This window comes from Rhodococcus sp. Leaf278, from assembly GCF_001426085.1.
In the GTDB taxonomy this organism is placed as follows: domain Bacteria; phylum Actinomycetota; class Actinomycetes; order Mycobacteriales; family Mycobacteriaceae; genus Rhodococcoides.
The window spans coordinates 292,226-317,272 of the sequence record NZ_LMRR01000002.1 but is presented as its reverse complement, the minus strand read 5'-3'; the positions used below and the strand labels follow the sequence as shown (position 1 = coordinate 317,272).

19 protein-coding genes and 1 pseudogene are annotated in these 25,047 nt (G+C 63.7%); 15 read left to right on the top strand and 5 right to left on the bottom strand.

Going from position 1 to position 25,047, the window contains the following annotated elements; translation table 11 throughout:
* The first annotated feature begins 73 nt into the window (after positions 1-73).
* The 8 genes and pseudogenes from ASG84_RS04035 to ASG84_RS28700 form a co-directional block, all read left to right on the top strand.
* Entirely contained in the window at positions 74-1,306 is a 1,233-nt protein-coding gene (locus tag ASG84_RS04035; RefSeq protein ID WP_057475718.1) for an MFS transporter, read from the top strand.
* 197 nt (positions 1,307-1,503) lie between these two features.
* Positions 1,504-2,775 carry an NDMA-dependent methanol dehydrogenase gene (gene mdo / locus ASG84_RS04030; protein ID WP_032376592.1) on the top strand — a complete coding sequence of 424 codons (1,272 nt, stop codon included), beginning with the start codon at positions 1,504-1,506 and terminating at the stop codon, positions 2,773-2,775.
* Positions 2,776-2,858: 83 nt separating this feature from the next.
* Entirely contained in the window at positions 2,859-3,896 is a 1,038-nt protein-coding gene (locus tag ASG84_RS04025) for a MadB family AAA-type ATPase (RefSeq protein ID WP_057475717.1), read from the top strand.
* Complete coding sequence (gene madC, locus ASG84_RS04020; protein WP_057475716.1) at positions 3,893-5,410, top strand: MadC family VWA domain-containing protein; 1,518 nt, start codon at positions 3,893-3,895, stop codon at positions 5,408-5,410. The genes ASG84_RS04025 and madC overlap by 4 nt, the downstream gene beginning before the upstream one ends.
* Positions 5,411-5,589: 179 nt before the next feature.
* The gene (locus ASG84_RS04015) at positions 5,590-6,777 is read left to right on the top strand and encodes an iron-containing alcohol dehydrogenase (RefSeq protein ID WP_057475806.1); all 1,188 of its coding nucleotides are present in this window, start codon (positions 5,590-5,592) and stop codon (positions 6,775-6,777) included.
* Positions 6,774-8,129: a MadS family sensor histidine kinase gene (locus tag ASG84_RS04010; protein ID WP_057475715.1), complete on the top strand. Its 1,356-nt coding sequence runs from the start codon at positions 6,774-6,776 to the stop codon at positions 8,127-8,129. The genes ASG84_RS04015 and ASG84_RS04010 overlap by 4 nt, the downstream gene beginning before the upstream one ends.
* A complete protein-coding gene (locus ASG84_RS04005; RefSeq protein WP_057475714.1) occupies positions 8,126-8,806 on the top strand; it encodes a MadR family response regulator transcription factor in 681 nt (226 codons plus the stop codon). The genes ASG84_RS04010 and ASG84_RS04005 overlap by 4 nt, the downstream gene beginning before the upstream one ends.
* Positions 8,807-9,541: 735 nt before the next feature.
* Positions 9,542-10,185 (top strand): annotated as a pseudogene (locus ASG84_RS28700) (DUF222 domain-containing protein); the annotation flags it as partial.
* A gap of 1,948 nt (positions 10,186-12,133) precedes the next feature.
* Here the strand turns inward: ASG84_RS28700 and mftM are convergent.
* Positions 12,134-12,961: a mycofactocin oligosaccharide methyltransferase MftM gene (gene mftM / locus ASG84_RS03990; protein ID WP_057475805.1), complete on the bottom strand. Its 828-nt coding sequence runs from the start codon at positions 12,959-12,961 to the stop codon at positions 12,134-12,136.
* A gap of 294 nt (positions 12,962-13,255) precedes the next feature.
* Here mftM and mftA point away from each other — a divergent pair, with 294 nt between their 5' ends.
* Genes mftA through mftD (ASG84_RS03970) form a run of 5 tightly spaced genes read left to right on the top strand, consistent with a single transcriptional unit; the run spans position 13,256 to position 17,325 of the window.
* Complete coding sequence (gene mftA / locus ASG84_RS26825; RefSeq protein WP_082520764.1) at positions 13,256-13,369, top strand: mycofactocin precursor MftA; 114 nt, start codon at positions 13,256-13,258, stop codon at positions 13,367-13,369.
* A gap of 2 nt (positions 13,370-13,371) precedes the next feature.
* A complete protein-coding gene (gene mftB / locus ASG84_RS03985; protein ID WP_057475711.1) occupies positions 13,372-13,656 on the top strand; it encodes a mycofactocin biosynthesis chaperone MftB in 285 nt (94 codons plus the stop codon).
* Between the two features lie 34 nt (positions 13,657-13,690).
* Positions 13,691-14,923 (top strand): mycofactocin radical SAM maturase, encoded by a 1,233-nt coding sequence (gene mftC / locus ASG84_RS03980; protein ID WP_057475710.1) that lies wholly within the window; start codon positions 13,691-13,693, stop codon positions 14,921-14,923.
* Positions 14,923-16,104, top strand: a complete 1,182-nt coding sequence (mftD, locus tag ASG84_RS03975) for a pre-mycofactocin synthase MftD (RefSeq protein WP_057475709.1) — start codon at positions 14,923-14,925, stop codon at positions 16,102-16,104. The genes mftC and mftD (ASG84_RS03975) overlap by 1 nt, the downstream gene beginning before the upstream one ends.
* 30 nt (positions 16,105-16,134) lie before the next feature.
* Positions 16,135-17,325 (top strand): pre-mycofactocin synthase MftD, encoded by a 1,191-nt coding sequence (gene mftD / locus ASG84_RS03970; RefSeq protein ID WP_057475708.1) that lies wholly within the window; start codon positions 16,135-16,137, stop codon positions 17,323-17,325.
* A gap of 13 nt (positions 17,326-17,338) precedes the next feature.
* Here mftD (ASG84_RS03970) and ASG84_RS28050 read toward each other — a convergent pair whose 3' ends face one another.
* A complete protein-coding gene (locus tag ASG84_RS28050; RefSeq protein ID WP_156399372.1) occupies positions 17,339-17,665 on the bottom strand; it encodes a LuxR C-terminal-related transcriptional regulator in 327 nt (108 codons plus the stop codon).
* 220 nt (positions 17,666-17,885) lie between these two features.
* Here ASG84_RS28050 and ASG84_RS03960 point away from each other — a divergent pair, with 220 nt between their 5' ends.
* Positions 17,886-21,659: an AAA family ATPase gene (locus ASG84_RS03960; RefSeq protein ID WP_057475707.1), complete on the top strand. Its 3,774-nt coding sequence runs from the start codon at positions 17,886-17,888 to the stop codon at positions 21,657-21,659.
* Between the two features lie 26 nt (positions 21,660-21,685).
* The gene (locus ASG84_RS03955; RefSeq protein WP_057475706.1) at positions 21,686-21,880 is read left to right on the top strand and encodes a hypothetical protein; all 195 of its coding nucleotides are present in this window, start codon (positions 21,686-21,688) and stop codon (positions 21,878-21,880) included.
* Between the two features lie 3 nt (positions 21,881-21,883).
* Here the strand turns inward: ASG84_RS03955 and ASG84_RS03950 are convergent, their stop codons facing one another.
* From ASG84_RS03950 to ASG84_RS03940, 3 genes are all read right to left on the bottom strand, one after another.
* Complete coding sequence (locus ASG84_RS03950) at positions 21,884-22,615, bottom strand: aspartate/glutamate racemase family protein (protein WP_057475705.1); 732 nt, start codon at positions 22,613-22,615, stop codon at positions 21,884-21,886.
* A 10-nt stretch (positions 22,616-22,625) separates the two neighbouring features.
* A complete protein-coding gene (locus ASG84_RS03945) occupies positions 22,626-24,179 on the bottom strand; it encodes an NCS1 family nucleobase:cation symporter-1 (protein ID WP_094608118.1) in 1,554 nt (517 codons plus the stop codon).
* Between the two features lie 103 nt (positions 24,180-24,282).
* A complete protein-coding gene (locus ASG84_RS03940) occupies positions 24,283-25,008 on the bottom strand; it encodes a GntR family transcriptional regulator (protein WP_057475704.1) in 726 nt (241 codons plus the stop codon).
* Between the last annotated feature and the right edge of the window lie 39 nt (positions 25,009-25,047).

The window sequence follows — 25,047 nt, the reverse complement described above, 5'->3', positions numbered from 1 at the left end:
CCTCGGGAATGCCACTCTCTCCTACGCGTTGTCCTTCACTGAAGTAACGATCACTGCGGTGGAGGGACAACACATGGTCGACGTGGACGTGCGGGGTAGTGCCGGAAAGGCTGCGGCGAGGATGCCGCATCGGTACGCCTTCTGGGTTGTCGGCGTTGCCTTCATCGTGCTGATGGCGTCCTCCGCGGCACCGTCCCCGTTGTATCCGGTCTACCAGCAGTCCTGGAGATTCAGCGCGATCACGCTCACGGTCATCTTCGCCGTGTATGCCCTGGCTCTGCTGCTCACGTTGCTCGTCGTCGGCAGCCTGTCGGATCACATCGGGCGCAAGCCGATTCTGGTCGCGTCGCTGCTGTTGCTGGTCGTCAGCCTGGTGCTCTTCATCGTCGCCGACAGTGTGCCGCTCCTCATCGCGGCACGCGTCGTGCAAGGAATCGCAGCAGGCGCGGCGACGGGCGCGATGAGTGCGGCCATCATCGATCTGCAACCCAACGTAGCTACCGGTCCGTTGCTCAACAGCGTTGCCCCGTCGTTCGGCCTGGCGTCCGGGGCGCTCGGTGCCGGGTTGCTGGTGCAGTTGGCACCGGCACCGGAAATCCTCGTGTTCGCCCTGTTGATCGGCGCGGCGCTCGTCCTTGCGGTGGCGCTGTTGTTCGTACCGGAGACGTCTGCGATGCGTGGCTTCGATTCCCGTCGCCACCTCGCGTCGACGCTGCTGCCGCGAGCGTCGATTCCGAAGTCCGTCCGGGCACCGTTTCTCCTTATCGCTCCCGCTCTGTTCGCGACCTGGTCGCTCGGCGGGTTCCATCTCTCGCTCGGTCCGTCGATCATCGGCACCGTCTTCGGCATCGACAACCACATCGTGGGCGGGTTGGAGATCTTCGCGCTGTTCGGTTCCGGTTCGATTGCAGCTGCTGTGGTGCGCAACGGGTTTCCTCGCTCGGTGATGATGATCGGGGCGACGGTGCTGGCGGTCGGCGTCGCACTCACTCTGGTGTCGGTGCAGATCGGCTCGATCGTGTTGTACTTCGTCGGGGCGGTGATTGCTGGATCGGGCTGGGGAGCAACCTTTCTCGGTGCAATGCGCACACTGGGTGCCCTCGTTCCCGCCGCACAGCGCGGCGGAGTCTTCGCCACGACCTTCGTCATCAGCTATCTCGCGTTCAGTGTGCCCGCGGTGGTCGCCGGACTGGCAGTCCACCGCTTGGGACTCAGCACGACGGTGGAGGTGTACGGGGCGTTCGTCATCGCGCTCGCGATGATCTCCGTTCTCGGATTCTCGGTGGCTCGGCGTCGAGATCGCTAGTGCAGCAATCTCGGTCGAGCGACCCCTACCGAGGATGAGCGAGCAGGCCTGCCCGATCGGGTAGTTCGCCGGGATCGTTGGCAGGGTTCGAGGTGCTGGGTGTTCCCATCGCGCCGTCGGGGGGACAGTGTGGTCTTCAGTGAGACGCCGATCACAGAGACAGGCGTCTTCGACCCACACTCACCGAGGAGACACCGATGGTTATCGAGCTCAATCAGATCTGGGAATTTCCCATCAAGGAGTTTCACCCGCTACCGCGCGCCAAGCTGGGAGTCGGTGCCCACGACATGATCGGTGTCGAGGCCAAGGAACTCGGGTTCAAGCGATCACTGCTCGTCACGACCGGTCTGCGCGGATCGGGCATCATCGAGGAACTGATCGGCAAGATCGAGTATCAGGGCGTCGAGGTGGTTCTCTACGACAAGGTCGAGTCGAACCCCAAGGACTACAACGTCATGGATGGTGCGGCGCTCTACCAGAAGGAGAAGTGCGACAGCGTCATCTCCGTCGGTGGTGGCTCGAGCCACGACGCAGCCAAGGGTATCCGCGTCGTCGTCGCGCACGACGGTCGCAACATCAACGAGTTCGAGGGCTTCTCCAAGTCGACGAACAAGCAGAACCCACCCCATATCGCCGTATCCACAACAGCCGGAACAGGTTCGGAGACGTCCTGGGCCTACGTCATCACCGACACCTCGGACATGGAAAAGCCGCACAAGTGGCTCGCCTTCGACGAGGCGTCCACCCCCACTCTGGCACTGGACGATCCGCTGCTCTACTACACCTGCCCCCAGCAATGGACCGCGTTCTGTGGCTTCGACGTTCTTGCTCACGGGGCCGAGCCGTACGTCTCGCGTCTGGATTTTGCGCCGTCGCTGGGTAACGCGATCTACTCGATCGGCCTGGTGTCCAAGCACCTTCGCGAGGCCGTGTACGACCCGGGCAATCTGAAGGCTCGCGAGGGCATGATGAATGCTCAGTACATCGCCACGCAGGCTTTCAACTCCGGCGGACTCGGCGTCATTCACTCGATCTCGCACGCGATCAGTGCGTTCTACGACAGTGCTCACGGCCTCAACAACGCCATCGCTCTGCCGCGCGTGTGGGAGTACAACCTGCCCTCACGCTACGAGCGCTATGCGGAGATCGCCGTGGCCATGGGCGTCGACACCAAGAACATGACCACCGTTCAGGCCGCCGACGCTGCCGTCGAAGCCGCCATCCGCCTCGCCAAGGACGTCGGCATTCCCGACAACTTCGGATCGATTCGCTCGGCGACCTACGACAAGAACCGGATGAACACCGGCAAGTACGCCGGAAAGGGCGACGTGATCAAGGGCGACGAGAAGTCGGTTCTGAAGATCTCCGAGCACATCCAGGAAGACTGGTGCACCCCGGGCAACCCGCGTGAGGTCACCGTCGAGTCAATGATTCCCGTCGTCTCACACGCGATCAACGAGTCGTACTAACCGCGACCCATGTGAACGGAACTTCGTAGCAGGGTACGAAGTTCCGTTCACATGCGGCGCAGCCGCTCTTCGAAGGGAAACATATGACCTCGCTGTCGACAGTGCGCAACGACGACACAGACACCGTTCGGTTCACCGACGCGGCCGATCTGCAGCGCGCGCTCGGGGAGCAGGACTACATCGCCGACGACGACCTTGCCACCGTGGTGCATCTGGCGACGGCGCTCGATCGCCCGCTTCTGCTCGAAGGCCCTGCGGGCGTGGGCAAGACGGAGCTGGCGAAATCTCTTGCCGCCGCCAGTGGTCGCAAGCTCGTGCGCCTGCAGTGTTACGAGGGTCTCGACGACAACCGCGCCCTGTACGAGTGGGACTACGCCAAGCAGCTGCTGCACGTGCAGATGCTGCGCGAACACATCGGTGCGCTCACCCAGCACGTCACCGATATCGACGACGCCTCGAAGATGCTCGCTGCCAAAGACTTCGGTCTGTATTCCGAACCGTTCCTGTCGGTGCGGCCCCTGCTCGAGTCGGTGCTGTCCGAGGAGCCGGTGGTTCTGCTCGTCGACGAGGTCGATCGCACCGAGGAGTCCATGGAGGCCCTGCTGCTCGAAGTGCTCGCCGAGAAGCAGGTGACCATTCCCGAGGTCGGCACGTTCACCGCACGCAGCGATCCGTGGGTGATATTGACCTCCAACGACACTCGAGAACTGTCGTCGGCTTTGAAGCGGCGCTGCCTGCATTTCCACCTCGACTACCCGACGGCTGCCCGCGAACGAGAGATCGTGACCGCTCGCGCTCCCGAGGTGCCCGCGCAGATCATTGCGGAGATCGTCGAAATGGCAACCGAATTGCGTGAGTTGCCGCTTCGCAAGAGCCCATCGATCTCGGAAGTGATCGACGCGGCTCGTATCGCATCGGTACTCGGACACACAGACGAGACGCGCAAATACTTGCTCGCCGCCTTGGTCAAATACTCGTCGGACATGAAAATAGCGATGGCTGGGCCGGCAGTGGAGACGTCCTCGGCAGCAACATCGCTGGGCGCGACAGTCAACACGACCGCGACGGCATTTCGTGGGCACGGTGGACGTGACAAGGGCGGCATCGGGATTCGGCGATGACTGCAGGCGAGCCGTTCACGCCGTCGACACTGCTCGACGTATTGGCGGCGGTGTTCGGGCGAATCCTGCGGCGCTACGGCGTTGCCGCGTCGCCGGCCGAGGTCATCGAAGTGCGACGCGTCCTCGGTCTACTCGGGGCCCGTGACCTGACGGTTCTGCGCGCGGCTCTACGCGCGACGTGTGCGAAGTACGACCACGAACAGCACGGTTTCGAGCTCGCGTTCGAGTCGATGTTCATGATCGCATCCGAAGATGTTGTGGACGAGAGTCGTTCGATGCTCGGTGCCCAGGTTGCGGGCGGACTGCCGACCGACTTGGACGTGGGCGCAGATCAGGAGGCGGCGAAATACGCCGAGTACAACGAGCGTGCCGTCGAGATCGGAGATCTGCTCGACGCTCCCGAGGCAGACAAGGGCTTCAACCCGCACAAGGACGACGACGACATCAGTCTCTCAGCCGAGGATCACGACCTGTCGATCGACACCGACGGTGACATGGGCCGACGGGGCGTCACCTATACCGTCGACCTCGAGCGTTCCGGTTCGACGGCGGCGGGGGAGTTGGCGTCGAGCACCAGTGGAGCGGTTGCGGGACAGCTGAACTGGGAAGACCCGGCCGGAATCCTGGCGTGGTTCGACGCGTACGACCCGAGCAGCGTCTACGGTGACGGCGGTGATTCCGGCGAGCTGAGTGCCGCAATGCTGGATCGAATCACCGATGCCGTCGAGGCATTCGTGGCGGCGCTGGGCGATGTGACCGGGACGATGTCGTCGCCGATGCCCGTCGACGGCACGGTGCAGGCGATCGGCCGCCATGCCGAGATCGAGCGCGCGAGCCACGAAGTGTTGCGGCATATGCGAGGTACTCCGCGGCCGCGGCCACGCGTGCATTCCCGTGGCCCGCTCGACATGCGACGTACCGTCCGGTCGAGTCTGGGTACCGACGGGATTCCCTTCCGTCTGGTGACGAAAACGCCGGTACCAGACAAGGTACGACTGCTCGTTCTGGCTGATGTCTCGCTCTCGGTTCGGCCCATCACCGCATTCACGCTGAGACTCGCGCAGGCCATGCATTCGCGCGCGCATCGGTGCACGGTGATGGGCTTCGTGGATGCGCCCGTGGACGTCACGACCATCTTGCTCGGTAGTACGGGCGACGGCGCACTGGCTGCCGTACTCGCGGACGCGCGACTGGACCTCGAAGCCAGCAGCGATTACGGCAAGACCTTCACCGACCTCCTGGATTCGCACGGGGATGTGCTGAACAAGCGCACTGCCGTGATCATCGTGGGGGACGGTCGATGCAACGGCCGGCCGGCCGGACTCGACGCGTTGGAGAAGATTCGTTCGAAGGTGCACCGCATCGCCTGGATCACTCCCGAGGCCCGGCGTTACTGGGCGCAGGCTGCATGCTCGATGGCGGACTACGAGCAGATCTGCGACCGGGTGGTGGTCGCGCGGGATGGCGAACAGTTGACGGCGCAGGCGGCTGAACTGGGGCATGCGCTGTCCTGACCTCATCGCGCCACTTACCTACCCAATCGGGTAGGTCGGAACCTGGCCCGGCGCTGGTGGGATCGAACCTTCTGCGATCGTAAGGTTGTAACCTGAATCACAGGTCCGGATTGTGTGGACCGAAGACAGTGAGGGTGTGAACGGTGGACCAGGCAGCTACGGCAAATGTCGGTAAGGCGCTGCACGACCTCGATGCGCAGCGCAGCAGAACCGAGACGCCACGAGTTCTCAAGTTCCACGCACCCGAAATCGTGTTCGGTCCGGATTCGCTGGGTGAGGTCGCGCACGCGACGCGCCGGCTCGGTGGGGTACGGCCGATGCTCGTCACGGACTCGGGGTTGATCGAGAGTGGCTGGGCCGGGCAGCTGGTCGACCTTCTCGTTGCAGAGGGACTGGAGCCCCAGATCTGGAGTGCGTTGACCCCCAATCCCAAAGATATCGAGATAGAGGCCGGGCACGAGTACTACTCCGATTTCGGCTGCGATGTGCTGGTGGCCATCGGCGGGGGATCGGTCATGGACGCGGCCAAGGGGATCGCCGTTCTCGCCGGCAACGGCGGCAAAATCCTCGATTACGAGGGCGTCGATCAGGCCACCCGGCCCATCCCACCGCTGGTGATGGTGCCGACGACATCCGGTACCGGAGCAGACGTCTCGCAGTTCTGCATCGTCACCGATACCGCGCGCTCGACCAAGATCACCATCCTCGGCCGGGCGCTCGTTCCGGACATCACCGTGATCGATCCGATGTTGCTGACCACGATGCCCGAATGGCTCAACGCTGCAACCGGTTTGGATGCGCTGACGCATGGGATCGAGGCATTCGTCTCGCTGGGTCACAACCAGCTCACAGACCATCATGCTCTTCGAGCGATCACCATGGTGATGTCACAGTTGGCTCGGACCATCGACGAGCCCACCGACATGACGGCGCGCGGGTCGATGGCGCAGGCAAGCCTGGAAGCAGGCCTGGCATTCACGAACGCGATACTCGGTGCCACTCATGCCATGAGTCATCAGGTGGGAGGGTTGCTCGACCTCCCGCACGGGGTGATCAACGGGGTGCTGCTGCCACACGTCATTCGCTTCAACGCTGCAGAGGATCCGCTGCCGTACGTGGCCATTGCCACGAGCCTCGGACTGCCCGAGGGGAGGGCCAGGCCGGAGGAGGCCGCTATGGCCGTGGCCGACCGCGTCGACCGCCTCGCGCGTCAGGTCGGTGTTCCTGCGGGTCTGGCAGAGATCGGTGTGAGCGAATCCGATCTGGATGTGTTGGCAACCAATGCATTACGTGATGCGTGCATGTCCACGAATCCGCGTTCGGCCACACACCGCGAGATGGTCGACCTGTTCAGGATCGCGCTGTGAGTTCCGGACCCGACCTGTCTCTGTTGACGGGACTCCGATCGGGCAAGAACACCTTCTACCCGCAGTATCGCGGCGCCGCAGAACGTTTGGAACGAGTGGTCTACGCCCTGGAACTCATCTCACGAGCGCTGGTGCGCACGGTCGACGGTCCGGAAACGCTGGTGTGCGCCGTGGCCGAGGCGGCTCGCGCTCATCTGAGTGCCCGCTGGGTGGTCTTCGCTCTCGCCGATGGTGCCTTGCCGGACGCGGGGCCTCGTCGGCTGGTACTCGGTCCCGACGCCACACCGTTTCTGGTGGACAACGTCGAGGGGCCACCGTTGCCCGACGACGTCGTCGACTGCCTCGAGTCGATTCGGACGTCCACCTGCGGCGACGGGCTGACTCCGGTGATCTCCGCTCATCATGCATTCGTACCGATCGCGTTCGACGGCCGCGTTGTCGGTGCGTTCGCGGCGTGGACGGGAGAGCAACGGGTACTCGACGCCACCGACGCCGCGGTATTGAGCATTCTTGCCAGCCAAACTGCGGTGGCACTGCAGAATTCGGCTCTGTTCCAGAGCCGACGGCAATTGCTCGAACGCACCGAGAGTGCCTATGCCGAGGCAAACCGAACAGCGGCAGATCTCGCGGCCCGAAATGCCGAACTGTTGCTGACACAACGACAACTGGGTGCCGCGCATCGCCATCAGGTGCTCGACGACGAACGTCACCGCATCGCTCGTGAACTGCACGACAGCGTGACCCAGGCCGTGTTGTCCGCGGGAATGCAGATCGAAGTGTGTCGCAGCGAGATCTCGGCCGAAGAACGTAGCGACAGGTTGGATCTGGCCAAGGATTTGACGCGTCGAGCGGTGGATCAGCTGCGGTCGGCGATCTACTCGCTCAATCACCCGCAGGACGCCGACCGCACGTCGCTTCCCGAAATGCTCGAACAGCTTTCCGTGGTCCACATGCCCGACGAGCTACAGGTGTCGCTGCGGGTCGAGGGAACTCCCGTCGAGCTGAGCAGCGAGCGTGAGCACGCACTGCTTCGCATAGCCGGAGAAGCACTGTTCAACACCGCGGTCCATGCACACGCGTCGCGGGCAATACTGCGACTGACCTATTCGCCCGATCAGGTGCAGCTGTCCATTGCGGACGACGGTGACGGCGATCCGGCCCACTTGCGCATGATGCTGCACCTGGCCGAATCCACCGATGTCGACGGCCGGCACCGCGGACTGGCGAACATGGCGGCTCGTACCCGCGAACACGGCGGGGTCCTCGAGATCCGCCGAGCCCGAACCGGTGGAGTGCGAGTTGCAGTGCGCATTCCGTTCCAGAACCAATCCGAGAAGGGCGAAACACAGTGAGCGTTCCGACGGTTCGCGCAGGCGCAGGGCAGGTTTCGGCACCCACGGTCCGCATCGTGCTGGTCGACGATCACGCAATTCTTCGGGACGGGCTTCGCTCGGTACTCGAACGCGAGTCGGATCTGACGATCGTGGGGGAGGCGTCCACCCGGGAGGAGGGTTTGGCCGTCGTTGCGCGGGTCGAGCCCGATATCGTGCTGATGGATCTGAAGCTCTCGGCCAGTTCGGACTACGAGGGCCTCGCTTTGTGTGCGCAGCTGGCCAAGGCGCACAATGGAATCGGTCTGTTGGTGTTGACGACGTTCCTCGACGACCGGCTCGTGGTGGAGGCCGTGCACGCAGGTGCACGAGGATATGTGGTCAAGGACGTCGACACCACCGAGTTGGTTCGTGCGATCCGGGCCGTCTCGCGCGGGGAGAGCGCCTTCGATTCGCGCAGCGCATCGGCTGTCGTCCGTTCTCTGAACGGCACACCGAGCAGCATCGAGCGCCTCACCGAGCGCGAGCTCGAAGTGCTCCGCCTGCTGGCAACGGGTCTGTCCAACAACATGATCGGAACCAGACTCTTCATCTCGGCGACAACCGTCAAGTTTCACGTCAGCAACATCATGCGCAAACTCGCAGTGTCTCGGCGTGCCGAGGCGGTGTACGCGGCGAGTAAGCAGGGGTTGATCTGACGTTGCGGACCTGTCGAGATCATCGTGACTCGACAAGCTTGGTAGTGGCTGCACGAGGAGACCGCTCGATGCCCGGCGGGCTGTACTCAGCCCGCCGATGTCGTGAACATCGGTCGCAGCGAAGCGCGCGCCTCCGACATCATCTCTTCGGAGCGATTCGACAGCGAGCTCGGCTGCACGATCCAGAGGCCCGAACGATAGTGGTCTCGGTCGCCTTTCGGGTGACCACGGATCCTGACGCTATGCGGCTCGTTCTACAGGTATCGACTACAGGCCAGCCTGCTCGAGGCGGCCCTCGATTCGGTCTTCAGCTGTTCGAGTGACACGGCAGGAAGTCCGATCTCGGCTGATCGGTCCTGGTCGGACTCGTCAATTCGGCCTGGTGAGCCTGGACTTCCGTTCCTGTCGGTGGTCCGGGTTACTGTTCATCTTGTTCGAACATGCGTTCTTGTTTTGGGTCACCGGGGGGTGAATGGGGATGGCTGTACCGATCGTGTCGTTGGTGGCGTTGACCGCCGCTGCGCAGGCAGAAAACCAGCATGCGTTCCGCAAGATTGCCGCCTGCTACGACGTTCATCGGACCTGGATNTCGTGTCGTTGGTGGCGTTGACCGCCGCTGCGCAGGCAGAAAACCAGCATGCGTTCCGCAAGATTGCCGCCTGCTACGACGTTCATCGGACCTGGATCACCCACGACATCAAGTTCAAGCATTACAGCCGGTACGGGCGCACCGAGATGGCGGCCGCGTTGGGGTGCTCGGCGACGGTCGCCGAATCGTACATTTCCGTCGGAGTCGCGCTGCACACGCGACTGCCCCTGGTGAAGAAGGCATTCGAGGCCGGGGAGATCGACCTTCCGCGAGTGCGGACGGTGTGCCGGATCCTCGACAATCTCTCCGACGAGATCGTGCGCATGGTCGAGGACGAGATCGTCGAAGCCGCCCGCCGCACTCCGCCCGGTCCACTCGAGACGGAGATCTGGGACATCCTGCTACGCGTCGCTCCCGAGGAAGCGGCAGCACTACGGGAGTTCGCGAAACGATTCAGGCACATCTCCTACAACCCGGCCGGTGAGTTGGCGCGGATACGCGCGGAGTTGACTGCCCCCGAGGCTGCTGCGGCGTGGCAGCTGCTCGAGGAGATGGCCGACACCCTCTGCCCGAAGGACCCCCGCGGTAAACAGGACCGGTTGTGTGATGCGTTCATGGCGAGGATGCACGGTGAACCCCGCCTGGCATGCCTGTGCCAACGCGAGGACTGCCCGAAAAAAGATGCAGAGCTGCCCGATCGCCGGGTGCCGTTGACGATGATCACCGTCGACATCGCCACCCTCATCGGACTACTCGCCAACCCGGCATACCTGGCCGGTCACGGTTCGATNCGAGCGATTGCCCGGAGCCGTCGAGCATCGTCACCGTGGCCACCGCAGTGTCCGACGCCCCCGCGGTAAACAGGACCGGTTGTGTGATGCGTTCATGGCGAGGATGCACGGTGAACCCCGCCTGGCATGCCTGTGCCAACGCGAGGACTGCCCGAAAGCCGATGCGGCGTTGCCGGATCGTCGGGTGCCGTTGACGATGGTCACCGTCGACATCGCCACCCTCATCGGGTTACTCGCGAACCCTGCGTATCTCGCCGGGCATGGCTCGATCGATCCGGATCTGGCGCGGGAGTTGGCGCGTAACAGTCAGTGGCAGGTCCTGCTCACCGAGGCGGTCACTCTCGCGGAGAAGCTCGGTCTGGCGGTGCAGAACCCGGAGACCGGGGAATGGGAACAGCGATCGGGCAGCGAGACAGATGGGGCTGCAACGGGATCCGACGCCGAAACGGTGACTGACACCGACACAGATGTAGACGCAGATGCAGATGCAGATGCCGATGCCGATGCCGACGCAGATGTAGACGCAGACTCGGATGCAAGTGCAGATCCGGACTCTGATGCTGATGCAGGGGAAACGGGGTCGGCTACGGATTCGGGGGCGAAGGCTGATCCCCCGACCTCACCGACTTCGGCCAGTACTCCTGCATCTGAGCGTGCGCCGGACAGCACCCCTTCAGCGGAGACGCCGGGAGATGCGGTCGACGAAACAAACGGGACCGGTGGGTCCGAGGGGATCGAAAAGAATGGCGTAACCGGCGAGACTGCCGGGTCCGATGAGGACGACGAGTCCACACCCGTACCTGCGACCGATCCGTCGGCAATTCCCGAAACTGATGCCGCCGAGCCTGTCCGGAAGAACGCAGCGACACGTGCAGGGGCACCAGTGCCCGACCGGCAAGCGGACGCACCGTCGGCCACCGACCCCGTGGCAGCTGCTCCCTCGGAAACCGCGCCAGCTTCAGGGTTGTCTCCGGAACAGGCATCGCCGGTACCTGACTTCGCATCGAGCTGTGCGCAATCACGTTCGTCTGCAACACCATCCGGCCCCGCAGCCTCCGGCCCGAGACCAGCCGAAGGCCCGGCACCACAAACAGGCCCGGCACCACCAACAGGCCAGGCACCACCAACAGGCCCGGCACCAGCAACAGACCCGGCACCCGCAGCCGCAGCCGCCAGCGACGACCGGCACCAGCGTCGACTGGGATCACTGGCCTCCGCTGCAGCGCTGTTCTGTACCCACACACCCGTCGGCAAGGGCACACGGCACAGCTCTGCCCTCGACCTGCCCACCGCGAGTCGGCGCAACAACCCGGTCAGCCACACCACAGGCCACACGCCCGGAGCCCGCACACCCTCAGGTATTTACCTCGGCAACGCCTCCCTCGCTTCCGCTCTCGAAGCAGCGATCGCCGCCGACCCCACCCTCGGAAAGTCCGTCGCACGGGATCCACTGACCGACCGGGCCCTGATCTACCGACCAGATGCCCTCACCACCGCCGCCGTCCGACTCCGCGACCGCCACTGCCGATTCCCCGGCTGCCAAAGACCAGCAGACCGCTGCCAACTCGACCACATCACCCCGTTCGATCACGCCAACCCCCTCGGCGGCGGCTGGACGACGGTCAACAACCTCCAATGCCTCTGCGAGTTCCACCACACCGTCAAATCCGCCGGCTACTGGAGCGCGGTCATGCTTCCCGGCGGCGCGATCCTCTGGCGATCCACCTCCAAGACCACCCGAATCACACTGCCCGCCAACGGCACAGCCGTAGCCATCCTCGACAACGACCTGAGACCACACATCCCCACCAAACCCAGACGATCCGGCATCATCGCCTACCCCCACCCACCGGACAACCACGACCAGGAATCAGAACCAACGATCGAGGATGCCGATGAGCCGCCGTTCTAGGTGCGTCGGTGAGATACCCGGGGCGCGAACCCTGTTCAGGTCAACTGTGGTGCAGCGGCTTTGTCGACCACGAGCCATCCACCGTGATGCTCCGACGTCTGGAATCTCGCGTCTGTCGACCGACCGAGCTCGATCAGCGCCGCCCTGTCGAACGTGCGAACGTGCCCGTGGCAGGTGGTGGTCTCGGTTTCGTAGGGCACGGCTACGACCACGCGTATGCGGGCGATCCGGAGTGCTTCGGCCATGATTCGTGAGCCCGTCTCGGCATCGACGTGTTCCAGCAGATGCAATGCCGTCACTGTATCGACGCTACTGTCCGCAACAGGAACGTCGGCGGCGTCGCACACAATGGTGTCGAGCGTGACTCCGAGACGCGGAGCGACGGTGGCGAGCAGACGCATCGTGCCGGCGGACAGATCGGTGGCTGTCACCGAGTGGCCTTTCATGGCCAGCCTCAGTGGGAAGAAGCCGAAGCACGAACCCAAGTCGAGCACCGAACCGACGATCGAAGTCTCTGCGCGCTCATGGACCGAAGCAAAATCGGCTGTGCCGGAGTTCAGCTCGCGCAGTGAATTTCGATAGTACGTAGTCCACGCGTCGACCGGATCGGAGATGGTGGAGCGGACGACTCCGACCAGCACCAGCTCGAATTCGCGCTGCGAAAGTCCTACATGCCGGGCCTGTGCGGTGATCATCGGAATCAAGCGCTCTCCGATCTCGGCCGACGTCAGGCCATGACAGACCTGAACTGTCGTCCCCGTCCGGACAGCGTCCAACTCGAGACCGTGGAGGTGTCGGACCACCACGTTCTCGTGAGCCCACACCCCGTCGGGGCTCGGTGCCAGTGCGTCCACTTCGGTCATCGGAGTCATTTCTGTTCGTCGTAGGTCGGCCGCTCGGTAGGGCTGTCCCATCGGTGAGGTCGAGCGTTTCATACCCATCGGGTGATGTCGCGGGTGTCATGCAGGTCGGCCCGCCCGGGCACAGTCGTCCCCGCGCGCCGGACGGGCCGGTACCTACCCGATCGGACGGTTGATCGCGACGGTCGACCAGTTCCGACCGTCATGCCGGTTCAGGGGCGATGTGGGCCGTTAGCGTGGTGATCCGAGACACAACCAATTGGATTGTGACCGAGCAAATTTCGCAGGAGGTTTCCGATGTCGAAGAAGAACGAGAACGCTGTGGTCGATACGGCTGTCGTCGAATCCGATCTGGTCGAAGAGTCGTTGGTCGAGGAAGTGTCGATCGACGGCATGTGCGGCGTGTACTGATCATGACTGCTGCAGTGCAGGATGCACTCGATCTGGATGTGCGGTGGGTGTTGCATCCGCAGGTGGCGTTGCGTCCGGAGTCGTTCGGGGCGCTGCTGTACCACTTCGGAACTCGCAAGCTCTCCTTCCTGAAGAATCGCACGATCGTGGCGATCATCCAATCGTTCCCCGATCATCCCGATATGCGTTCGGCGATCGCCGCCGCGGGGATCACCGACTCCAGTTCTGCTCCGTACGTGAAAGCACTCGCGACTCTGGCCCACTCGAAGATGATCACTCGACCGTAAGCCTTGACCCATTCGTAGAAGAGGACTTCCGCCCATGACCTCCACCCTCGAAAGACCAGCTCCGGTAGGAAAACTGGTCGATCAATTCGAACTCGGACTCGACGCACCGATCTGTCTGACGTGGGAGCTGACCTACGCCTGCAATCTGTCGTGCGTGCATTGCCTGTCGTCGTCGGGTCGTCGTGATCCGCGTGAGCTCTCCACAGAGCAGTGCAAGTCGATCATCGACGAGTTGCAGAAGATGCAGGTGTTCTACGTCAATATCGGTGGTGGTGAGCCGACGGTCCGCAGCGATTTCTGGGAGCTGGTCGATTACGCGACGGCGCATCAGGTGGGCGTGAAGTTCTCCACCAACGGGGTCAAGATCGACAAGAAGGTGGCGGCGCGTCTGGCGGCGTCGGACTACGTCGATGTGCAGATCTCCATCGATGGTGCGACGGCGGAGGTCAACGACGCGGTCCGCGGTCCGGGTTCGTTCGACATGGCCTGCCGCGCTCTGGAAAATCTGAAAGAGGCCGGGTTCCGGGACGCGAAGATCTCCGTCGTCGTCACCCGCCACAATGTGAGTCAGCTCGACGACTTCAAAGCCCTCGCCGACAAATATGCTGCGACACTGCGGATCACGCGTCTGCGGCCGTCGGGACGCGGCGCGGATGTCTGGGACGATCTGCACCCGACGGCCGGTCAGCAGCGCGAGCTCTACAACTGGCTCGTCGCGAACGGTGAGGGAGTGTTGACGGGGGATTCGTTCTTCCACCTCTCGGCGTTCGGTGACGCTCTGCCGGGTCTGAACCTGTGTGGTGCGGGGCGGGTGGTGTGTCTGATCGATCCGATCGGTGATGTGTACGCGTGCCCGTTCGCGATCCACGAGAACTTCCTTGCCGGCAACATCGTCCGCGATGCGAAAGACGGCATGGGCGGTTTCCAATCGGTGTGGCAGACCTCGGAGTTGTTCCAGGAGTTGCGCTCACCGCAAACTTCGGGTGCGTGCACCAAATGCGCCCATTTCGACTCGTGCCGCGGTGGATGTATGGCAGCGAAGTTCTTCACCGGTCTGCCGATGGATGGTCCGGACCCCGAATGCGTGATCGGTAACGGTGAGATGGCGTTGGCGGCGGCGGGCGAGATCCCGAAGTCCAGTGTCGATCATTCGCGGACCGGGCAGCGTAAGACCCCTCGTAAGTCGGTGCCGTTGACGTTGATGATGCGTCCGCCGGCGAAGATCTGCGACGAGAACCCGCTCGCGGGAATGGAACAGGAAAGCTGATGGCGAAGAGTGCGTGGTTCGAGACCGTTGCCGAAGCGCAGCGGCGTGCAAAGAAACGTCTGCCGAAGTCGGTGTATGCCGCGCTGGTGGCCGGCTCCGAACGCGGGTTGACGATCGATGACAACATGGCGGCGTTCGGCGAGCTCGGCTTCGCTCCGCACGTGGCGGGGTTGTCGGACAAGCGAGATCTGTCGACGACGGTGATGGGACAGGCGCTGTCGTTCCCGGTGATGATCTCCCCGACAGGTGTTCAGGCGGTGCACCCCGACGGTGAAGTGGCCGTCGCGAGAGCTGCTGCAGCGCGGGGTATTCCGATCGGACTGTCGTCGTTCGCCAGCAAATCCGTCGAGGAGGTCGCCGCGGCCAACCCACAGACGTTCTTCCAGATGTACTGGGTGGGCTCGCGTGAGATTCTGTTGCAGCGGATGGAGCGGGCCCGCGCGGCGGGGGCGGTCGGGTTGATCATGACCCTGGACTGGTCGTTCTCCAACGGCCGCGACTGGGGCTCTCCGTCGATCCCGGAGAAGATGGACCTCAAAGCCATGGTGCAATTCGCTCCGGAGGGCATCATGCGTCCGAAGTGGTTGTGGGAGTTCGCCAAGACCGGGAAGATCCCGGATTTGACGACCCCGAATCTGACCCCGCCGACGGGTGGGCCGGCCCCGACGTTCTTCGGGGCGTACGGGGAGTGGATGGGGACTCCGTTGCCGACGTGGGAGGACGTGGCGTGGCTGCGTGAGCAGTGGGGTGGGCCGTTCATGCTCAAGGGTGTCATGCGGGTCGACGATGCCAAGAAGGCTGTCGATGCGGGTGTGACTGCGATTTCGGTGTCCAATCATGGTGGTAACAATCTCGATGGCACGCCGGCTCCGATCCGGGCGTTGCCGGCGATCGCGGAGGCGGTGGGTGATCAGATCGAGATCACCCTCGACGGCGGTATCCGGCGCGGCAGTGATGTGGTGAAAGCGCTCGCTTTGGGTGCGCGTGCGGTGTTGATCGGGCGGGCGTATCTGTGGGGTCTGTCCGCCGGTGGGCAGGCGGGTGTGGAGAACGTGCTCGACATCCTGCGCGGCGGAGTCGATTCGGCGGTTCTCGGGCTCGGACACACCTCGGTGCACGACCTGTCGCCGTCGGATGTGGTGATGCCGGCCGGATTCGACCGCAGGCTCGGCGTCGAGTAGACAACACTCGGAATCGAGCTGAGGTCACCAGTGCCCTATACGTCGGGGTGGTTCGAGACTGTCGCCGAGGCGCAGCGCCGAGCGATCAAACGACTCCCGAGGTCGGTGTACTCGGCGCTGGTGGCGGGTTCGGAACGTGGTCTGACTGCGTCGGACAATACCGCTGCCTTCGCCGAGCTCGGTTTCGCTCCGCGGGTGGCAGGACTGTTCGGCACGCGCGATCTGTCGACGACACTGATGGGGCAACCGCTGTCGTTTCCGGTGATGATCTCCCCGACGGGTGTGCAGGCGGTACATCCGGACGGTGAGGTCGCCGTCGCCAGAGCTGCAGCCGCGCGTGGTGTTTCGATGGGTTTGTCGTTGTTCGCGAGCAAGCCCATCGAGGAGGTCGTCGCGGCGAACCCGCAGACGTTCTTTCAGGTCCACTGGGTGGGTTCGCGGGAGTTGTTGGGGCACATGCTCGATCGTGCACGTGCCGCGGGTGCGGTCGGGTTGATCGTGACGATGGACTGGTCGTTCTCGGAGGGCCGCGACTGGGGGAGTCCGGTGATACCCGAACGCCTCGACGCCAGGGCGATGCTCCGGCTGGCACCGGAAGTACTCGCCCGTCCGCGGTGGCTCGCGCAGTGGGCGCGGTCGGGGACGTTTCCGGATCTGACGGCACCCAATCTGGCCGGGCCCGAAAGACCGGCACCGACGTTCTTCGCTGCGTACCGCGACTGGAAGTCCACGCCGTTGCCGACGTGGGAGGACATCGCGTGGTTGCGTGGGCAGTGGGACGGTCCGTTCATGCTCAAGGGCATCGGCCGGGTCGACGACGCGCTGCGGGCCGTGGACGCGGGTGTCACGGCGATCTCGGTGTCCAATCACGGTGGGAACAATCTCGACGGTTCACCGGCGTCGATTCGCGTATTGCCGGCAATCGCAGAGGCGGTGGGCAATCAGGTCGAGATCACTCTCGATGGTGGCATCAGGCGGGGAAGTGACGTGGCGAAGGCACTCTCGCTCGGTGCGCGCGCAGTGCTGATCGGACGCGCATACCTGTGGGGTCTGGCGGCGACCGGTCAGGCCGGGGTGGAGAACGTCCTCGACATTCTGCGCGGCGGCCTGGACTCCGCGGTCCTCGGTCTCGGACATGCATCGGTGCACACTCTCGGACCCGCCGATGTCGTCGTACCGCCAGGGTTCGCACGCTCGACTCAGCCCGCCCGGCGCACTTGATACGAACCGACAGTCACCATTCGGACAGGTGAGTGTGACCGTCCTGGAGCGCCCGTGCGAACAGGGCGGCCTTCGTCGGAGCGCTGCGTCCGACCGCCGCATATTTTTGCCGGATACGAGTGATGTGCGTGTTGATCGTGCCGACCGAGATGTACACGGTCCGAGCTGCGACCGTCTTGGAGTCCGAGGCAAACCAGGCAAGCATGACCTCGATCTCGCGAGCGCTCAGCGCAGGTTTGCGGCGAAGAGGGGCGAGTCGCGTCGAGTGCGTGACGAGTGCCGGTTGTCCCGGCGTCCGGAACGAGTGATGCGCCGCCGACGTCAGCATCTGTTCGAGCATGAAATTCCCCCTCGACTATCGACCGATCTTGTACCGCAGCGTCCATCGTCGAAGAAGATCGGCGACCGATCCAGCGCAGCGCGGAAGTCCATACAGGGTCAATACGACCGACGTCGCATTCCGCGCAACCGTCATTCAACTGAAGTAAATTATTGTTTCAGCTGGTCAGCCGAGCATCTGCGCGCGGCCGCAGGCTATTTTCCGGCTCTATAGTGCGCTCATGACCACCGATCGCCCGGATCCCTCGTCGATCTCGGACCGCACCGAATTCGCGGCGGCATTGCGTGCGATCCGGACCGAGGCGGGTGCAACAGTCCGGGAAATCGTCGAGCGTTCCGGTGGTCTGCACGGCACCATCAGCGGCTGGTTCTCCGGTCACCATGTTCCGACCAAAGCGAGCGCCGAGATGTTCTCGGCTGTCCTCGTCGCATGCGGAGTCGAGGACGAGGACGAGCGCGCCTTGTGGTGGGACGCGGTGTCCAGGGTGCGGTCGATCTCGGGGAGGCGGACTGTCGATCCGGTGAAGGGCGCCGCTCCATACAAGGGCCTGGAAGCGTTCGAGTCCGCCGACGCAGAGTGGTTTTTCGGGCGAGACAATCTGATCGAGCGACTACGGAAGCGCGTCCGTGATGCCCTCGACTCCGGCGGAGGCATTGTCTTCGTCGTCGGTGCTTCGGGCTCGGGTAAGTCCTCGCTCCTGCGTGCTGGACTGGCATCGAGGTTTCCGGCTGCGGAAGTCCGCTCCGGCATCAGTGACGTCCGGGCATTCCCTGAGCGAGTGGAATCGTTCGCGCCGGGTTCTGTCCTCGTTCTGGATCAAGCCGAGGAGTTGTGGACACTCGCGTCAGCGGATGAGCGCGAGAGCTTTCTCCTGGCGGCATCGGTTCTGCCACAGTCCGATTCGGTCCTCGTGATCGGCCTGCGGGCCGACTTCTATCAGAACGCAGTGTCGGAGGAAGCGCTGCTTGCGGGACTTTCGGACAGCCCGGTTGTCGTCGGACGTCTCGACGAAATGCAGCTGCGGGACGTCATCGTGGCACCAGCCGCGAAGGCGGGAGTGACCGTCGACGATGCCCTCGTGCAGGTGTTGCTCGGCGAATTGGGTCCGCGTGGATCGCAATTCGCTCACGATTCCGGTGCCTTGCCGTTGCTCTCGCATGCGCTGCTGACGACGTGGCAGGTGTCGAAAGGTAAGACACTGACAGTCGCGGACTATCTTGCGACCGGCGGGATCGGAGGTGCGGTGGGCCAGAGCGCCGAGGAAGTGTTCTCGGCTCTCACCGACGAACAGCAACGCGAAGCACGACGCATCTTCATGCGCCTGGTCAATCTCGACGACGACGTGGTGACTCGTCGTCGCGTCGATCGTGTCGGGCTGTTCTACGGAGACGAGAACACAGACGTCGTCAGCGACGTCGATGTCGTGGTCGAGCGGTTCGCCGCGCGCAGACTGCTGACCGTCGAAGAAGAGACGGTCCAGGTGACCCACGAGGCGTTGCTCGCGGCGTGGCCGCGGCTCGGTGAGTGGCTCGACAACGATCGTCAGTGGCTCGTCGAACACCGTCGACTCACCCAGGCGGCAGAACTGTGGAAGAACAACGATCGGGACGACGGTTCGCTGTTGTCTGCGTCGAGACTGGCGCTCGTGCAGGAATCCATCGGTCCGGTACGCCGGCGAGATCTCAATTCCGTGGAGAGGCACTATCTCGAAGCGAGCGCCGACCGGGTCGAGCACCAGACCCGAAGCGATCGTCGTCGTCGACGCACCCTCGAGACGCTTGTCGCAGCACTCGCGCTTCTGACCATACTGGCCATGACACTGGCGGTCACCGCGTTCGTTGCCCGATCGGATGCGAACAGCCGACGGGTCGATGCCGAACTCGCCGAGGCCGAGGCTGTCTCTCGTCAGATCGCTGGTGTCGCAGTTCGATTGAGGGACCGAGATCCAGGTCTGGCGGCGTATTTCGCGTTGGCGTCGTACGAGGTGGACCGAACGTCGGAGGCGCGATCGGCATTGCTCGATTCCTCCGCGATCCACACACCGGTGCGGTTACTCGGTGTGGAGGGCGGGGCGGTGACTGCGGTCGACCCTCGCGGAAGCATCGTGGCAACAGCGGGTTCCGACGGGCGCGTGCGGATGTGGTCCCTCGCGGACGGACACGCGCAGCTCGGCGAGATCGTCTCCAGGGACGTGTCCGCGCTGACGTTCGATCCGCGGGGTGGCGTTCTCGCCGTGGGTGGGTTCTACGGCGTCGAACTGTGGGACGTGTCGGATCCGACGGCACCGATACTGTTGTCGCGCAACGATGTCGACGAGGTACGAAGCCTGTCCTACTCTGCTGATGGCCGCTTGCTCATCGTCGGTACCGGGGCCGAGTCGTTGCCTCTGCTCGACGTCGCCGACCCCGCCCGGCCGACCGCAGCGGCCGAGGTGGCTCAACCCGGTTCGCCGACAGCGACCGAATTCAGTCCCGATGGTCGGTACCTGGTGACGGTCGGCCCCGGGCGCGCGATGCGATTGTGGGACGCGAGCAGGCTGACCGCGTCTCCAGCAGCCGCCACCGTTCCGCTGGTGGACATCCCCTCGGACGGATCGACCTACACCGCGCAACAGCTTGCTTTCTCTCCCGACGGCACCACGCTGATCGCGGGTACTACCGGTCGCGAGGTTCTGCGGTGGGCTGTCGGCAACGGCCGCCTGTCGCCACTGCCTGCATTGACGGGGTTCACCAGCTATGTCAACGATGTGGCGTTCAGTGGTGACGGGACTCTGATCGCTGCGGCGAGTTCGGACAATTCCTCGAAAGTGTGGGACTCGGAGTCGGGTGCAGCGCAGCTGACGCTGCCGGGTCCTTCCGAGGTGAGTTCGCTCGTGTTCACGCCGGATGGCTCGTCGATCGTCACTGCCAGTGGCGATGGCATCACCCGTATCTGGCCGCTCCCCGGACCGGCTCTCGCCGATGCCGGCGACACGATCTATCAGAACCCCATCGGTGCGACGGGCACGCGGCTGCTCGTCGGTGCTGGCACCCGAGCCTCCGCCACGCTGGTCTGGGACGTCTCGGACGTGGACAATCCGGTGGCGTCGAAGCCGTTGGTCATCGGTGACGGCATGGCCCAAACGGGTGCGGTGGCGCTCTCCGCCGACGGCAACCGCGCTGCGGTCGGTACGACGACCGGTGGCTTTCAGCTCTGGGACACAACCGATCTCGCCGACCCGGTGGCGCTCGGTACCGTTCGAACGGCGACCACCAGCTTGACTGCTGTATTGGTCTTCGACCGCACCGGATCCTTGCTGGTCGCGTCCGGCCAGAACGGGAACGACGTGTCGTTGTGGTCGCTGGCCGACCCCGCAAACCCGCGAGCGTTGTCGACCCTGGAGGCGGGTAACTACCCCGCGGGAATGGCGCTGTCGCCCGACGGTTCGGTACTCGCCATCGCCAGTGTGGGGGGCGTGGTCGAACTGTGGGATGTCGGCGACCCGACCGATCCGCGCCGGACGGCCGTGCTCGGCGGTTTCGGGAGTGGCGTCCAGGCCGTGGCCATCTCACCGGATGGGCGAACTCTTGCCGCGGGCAGTGCGGATCGCTCGATTCGATTGTGGGACATGGGAAACTCGGGCGAGCCGCAGCACCTTGCTCGTATCGTCGGGCCGTCCAGCCCGATCTCCTCGCTGGCATTCGATCGGTCCGGTGTGCGGCTGGCCGCCGGTGACGGGGGATCGACGCTGTGGTTGTGGAACGTGGCGGACCGCACCGCACCCGAGCAGTACGCCGCCCTCTCCGCGTACGGTGAGCGAGTCAACGATGCTGTCTTCGCCTCGGACGGCCAGGTGGTGTTCGGCGGTGGTACGGCCCGTGACGTTCGCATCTGGCGCACCGAGCCGGAGGAGGTGCGTAGTCGCCTGTGCGGATCCGGAGCATCGGTGGTCACGGAGGCCGAATGGGCCCAGTATCTGCCTGGCGTTCCCTACCGAGAGTTGTGTGGCAGCTGACCGACCGGTGATGGTGTACTTGCGCAATGACCGACAAGTTTCCTAGACGCGCCGGCGTATCTGCTCTCGTCGCGATCGTGGCGTCCTGTGTCGTGATCTACGTCGGCTTGCTCGACGACTCGATGTCCACCACCGTGCAGGTTGTGCTGCTGCTCGTCGGCGTACTGGTTGCCGGCGCAGCGATCGGTTACACCGTCGCCACGCTCGGTCGGTCCAGGTAACGCTCAGGGCCTACTGAATCCCTCGAGCATTCCCGTGTAGAGCTTGGGCGGCGGGGTGGCGAATTCGCCGCGCTTTCCAGTGCGCAGTCCGAGGTTCACCAGGGACTGTACGAACAACGTTCCCGCGGCCACACCGTCGACGACGGGTACACCGATCTCGGCCGAGATGTGTTGGCAGAGATCGGCCATGCCTGCGCAACCGAGGACCACGGCATCGCTGCCGTCCGTCTCGACGGCGACGCGACACGCCTCGGTGACGATCTTGCGGGCATCGGGGTCGGTCTCGAGATCGAGGACCGGCATGTCGCACGCATGGATACCGAGGCAGTGGCGGCCGAAGCCGTAATGGTTCGCCAGATCCTGCGCTCGCCCGACGGTGCGCCCGAGTGTCGTGACGACGCTGAACCCACGGCCCAGGAAACTCGCGGCATGCATCGCAGCCTCGGCGATACCGATGACCGGACCGGACGCCAGTTCTCGGGCCGCGTCGATACCCGGATCGCCGAAACAAGCGACGACGTAACCATCGACCCCCGCAGCTTCGCCACTGGCGATCTCGGCGAGAATGCCGGGGACACTGAGGGCTTCGTCGACATGACTTTCGATGGATACCGGCCCCATCGAGGGACTGACCGCATCGATGACGGTGCCCGGGCCGACTACGGCCCGGGCACAGTCGCCGATCGTTGCGGTCATCGAACCGGTGGTGTTCGGATTGATGACCTTGATGAGCACGTACGAAATCCTATGCCTTGGCTGGAACGTCGAAGTTGGTGACAGCGAGCTTGGTCTTCGTCGCCAGATAGAAGTACATGACGAAGCCGATGCCGCAGCCGATGAACCAACTGTACTTCGAGGCCGTCGACATACCGGCGATCTCCATGCCGTCGATCGCTCCGTTGAAGAGCACGGTGAACATCGCTACGAGCGCGCCGACGACGGTGGAGTACACCGCTGCCGGGTTGTAGCCCTTCGAGTACCAGTACAACCCGGTCGGCGACATCGAGAACAGTTCGTCGACAACGACTTTCTGCTTGCGAACCAGGTAGTAGTCGGCGATCAGGATGCCGAACAACGGCCCGATGAATGCGCCCAGAGTTTCCAACGTCAGGTGAATGACCTCGGGATTGTTGTACAGATTCCACGGGGTGATGAGCACCGAGCCGATGGCGGCGATCATGCCGCCGGCACGCCAGCTGATCTTCTGGGGGCTGACGTTGGAGAAGTCGAATGCCGGCGAGATGAAGTTGGCGACGATGTTGATGCCTATGGTGGCGATCGTGAAGGTCAGGGCACCGAGGACGATCGCGAACGTGCTGTCGATTCGGGCAACGGTCTCGACCGGGTCGGTGATCAGCTCACCGAACACCGGCAGCGTCAGGGACGCGGTGACGACGACAAGAATCGAGAACACCAGGAAGTTCACCGGCAGGCCGAGGAAGTTGCCCTTCTTCACTGCGGCATAGGACTTTCCGTAGCGCGAGAAGTCGCCGAAGTTGAGCATCGGACCGGAGAAGTACGAGACCACGAGCGCGATGGCGCCGAGCATCACCGGGATCGAGCTCAGACCCGTGTGTTCGACCTCGCCGAGGTTGAGATCGATCGCGCCCCAGCCGGCTTTCCAGATCAGGTAGCCGCACAGCATGAACATCACGACGTAGACCGCGGGGCCGCAGAAGTCGATGAACTTACGAATGGACTCCATACCGCGCCAGAACACCGCGGCCTGGACGACCCAGAGGAACAGGAAGCTCGCCCAGCCGAGCAGGGACAGTCCGACGAAACCGTAGTCTGCGGTCACAGCGTACGGAGCCAGCGACGGGAACAACTTGATCAGCACGATGTCGAGTGCGGCCGAGGCCAGGAACGTCTGAATGCCGTACCAGGCCACCGCGATCAGACCGCGGATGATGGCCGGAATGTTGGCACCGAGGACCCCGAAAACACTGCGGCAGATGACCGGATACGGGACGCCTGACACCTGGCTCGGTTTGGCGACGAGATTGCAGAAGAAGTAGACGATCGTGATGCCGACGAGGAGTGCGATCAGCACCTGCCAGCTGGCCAACCCGAGCGCGAACAGGCTGCCTGCGGTCACGTACCCACCGACCGAGTGCACGTCCGACATCCAGAAGGCGAACAGGTTGTAGGAGGTCCAGGTCTGCTTCTTCAGCGGAGCCAGGTCCTCGTTGGTCAGTCGCGGGTCGTAACTGTCCTTGATCAGACCACCACCGACGGGGTGCCCCGCGGCTTCCACAAGATCTCCCGTTTGGGCGGGACCGTGCGCTGTATCTGTCATCGATGCTCCTGACGGCATGGCATATGAGGTGAGCGAATGAAGAAAAGTTAGCGGCGAAGTGTTGCGTGCTCGTGACGAAACCGATATATCTTCGGCGGAATCTTTACCGTGTCTGGTCAGGCGGTGGATCGGCGAACAATCCGTGGTCGTTCGACAATGTCGAAATGACCGAATTGAGACGCGTGTGATGGTGCTGCGCTGCGCGCATCAAGCCCGCCGAATCGCCGGCAAGAAAGGCCGTGAGCATATCTGCGTGATCGCTGTGCAGTGATGCTCTGTCCGATCCGGCCACATGGACCATCGGCTGGATGGGTTCGGTTATGTTCCAGGCGGATTCGAGCATGTGAAGCAACCGATGCATACGGCACGGGCGGGTCAGGGACAGGTGGAATTCGCGCGAGAGCCGGTGGTATTCACGCGAGTCGTCCTGGGTGAGGGAAGCCTCGAGTAGGCGATTGACCTCGATGAGATGGGCGCGGTCGTCCTCGGTGGCGAGATCGACCGCCACCGGAAGCGCCGCAGTCTCCAGAACCTCTCGGACGATGTACATTTCGCGGAGCTCGGCCGCGGTCAACTGAGCCACCGTGTAACCGAGGTTCGGTCGATGATCGACCAATCCCTCACCGATGAGGGTTTTGAGGGATTCGCGCACCGGGATTCTGCTCACCCCGAAAAGTTCCGCCACTTCGTTGAGCGGAATCGGGGTATTCGGTGGCGCATCGCCGGCCAGAATTACTCGGCGCAGCTCCCGAAGAATTGTCGGTTGTGGACCACCCGGCGTCGTTATCGACAATTGCGAGAGAAATATCGACCGGCGACGAGGTGGCACTCAGCGAACGTTAGCGGCGCAGTGTTTCGACGGCGTGAC

Excerpts from the sequence above, each read along its gene's own strand:
- ASG84_RS03960 (WP_057475707.1), top strand. The coding sequence starts at position 17,886 with ATGACCACCGATCGCCCGGATCCCTCGTCGATCTCGGACCGCACCGAA.
- madC (WP_057475716.1), top strand. The coding sequence starts at position 3,893 with ATGACTGCAGGCGAGCCGTTCACGCCGTCGACACTGCTCGACGTATTG.
- mftC (WP_057475710.1), top strand. The coding sequence starts at position 13,691 with ATGACCTCCACCCTCGAAAGACCAGCTCCGGTAGGAAAACTGGTCGAT.
- mftA (WP_082520764.1), top strand. The coding sequence starts at position 13,256 with ATGTCGAAGAAGAACGAGAACGCTGTGGTCGATACGGCTGTCGTCGAA.
- ASG84_RS03955 (WP_057475706.1), top strand. The coding sequence starts at position 21,686 with ATGACCGACAAGTTTCCTAGACGCGCCGGCGTATCTGCTCTCGTCGCG.
- ASG84_RS28050 (WP_156399372.1), bottom strand. The coding sequence starts at position 17,665 with ATGCTCGAACAGATGCTGACGTCGGCGGCGCATCACTCGTTCCGGACG.
- ASG84_RS04035 (WP_057475718.1), top strand. The coding sequence starts at position 74 with ATGGTCGACGTGGACGTGCGGGGTAGTGCCGGAAAGGCTGCGGCGAGG.
- mftM (WP_057475805.1), bottom strand. The coding sequence starts at position 12,961 with ATGACCGAAGTGGACGCACTGGCACCGAGCCCCGACGGGGTGTGGGCT.
- ASG84_RS04025 (WP_057475717.1), top strand. The coding sequence starts at position 2,859 with ATGACCTCGCTGTCGACAGTGCGCAACGACGACACAGACACCGTTCGG.
- mftB (WP_057475711.1), top strand. The coding sequence starts at position 13,372 with ATGACTGCTGCAGTGCAGGATGCACTCGATCTGGATGTGCGGTGGGTG.
- mdo (WP_032376592.1), top strand. The coding sequence starts at position 1,504 with ATGGTTATCGAGCTCAATCAGATCTGGGAATTTCCCATCAAGGAGTTT.
- mftD (WP_057475709.1), top strand. The coding sequence starts at position 14,923 with ATGGCGAAGAGTGCGTGGTTCGAGACCGTTGCCGAAGCGCAGCGGCGT.
- ASG84_RS03945 (WP_094608118.1), bottom strand. The coding sequence starts at position 24,179 with ATGACAGATACAGCGCACGGTCCCGCCCAAACGGGAGATCTTGTGGAA.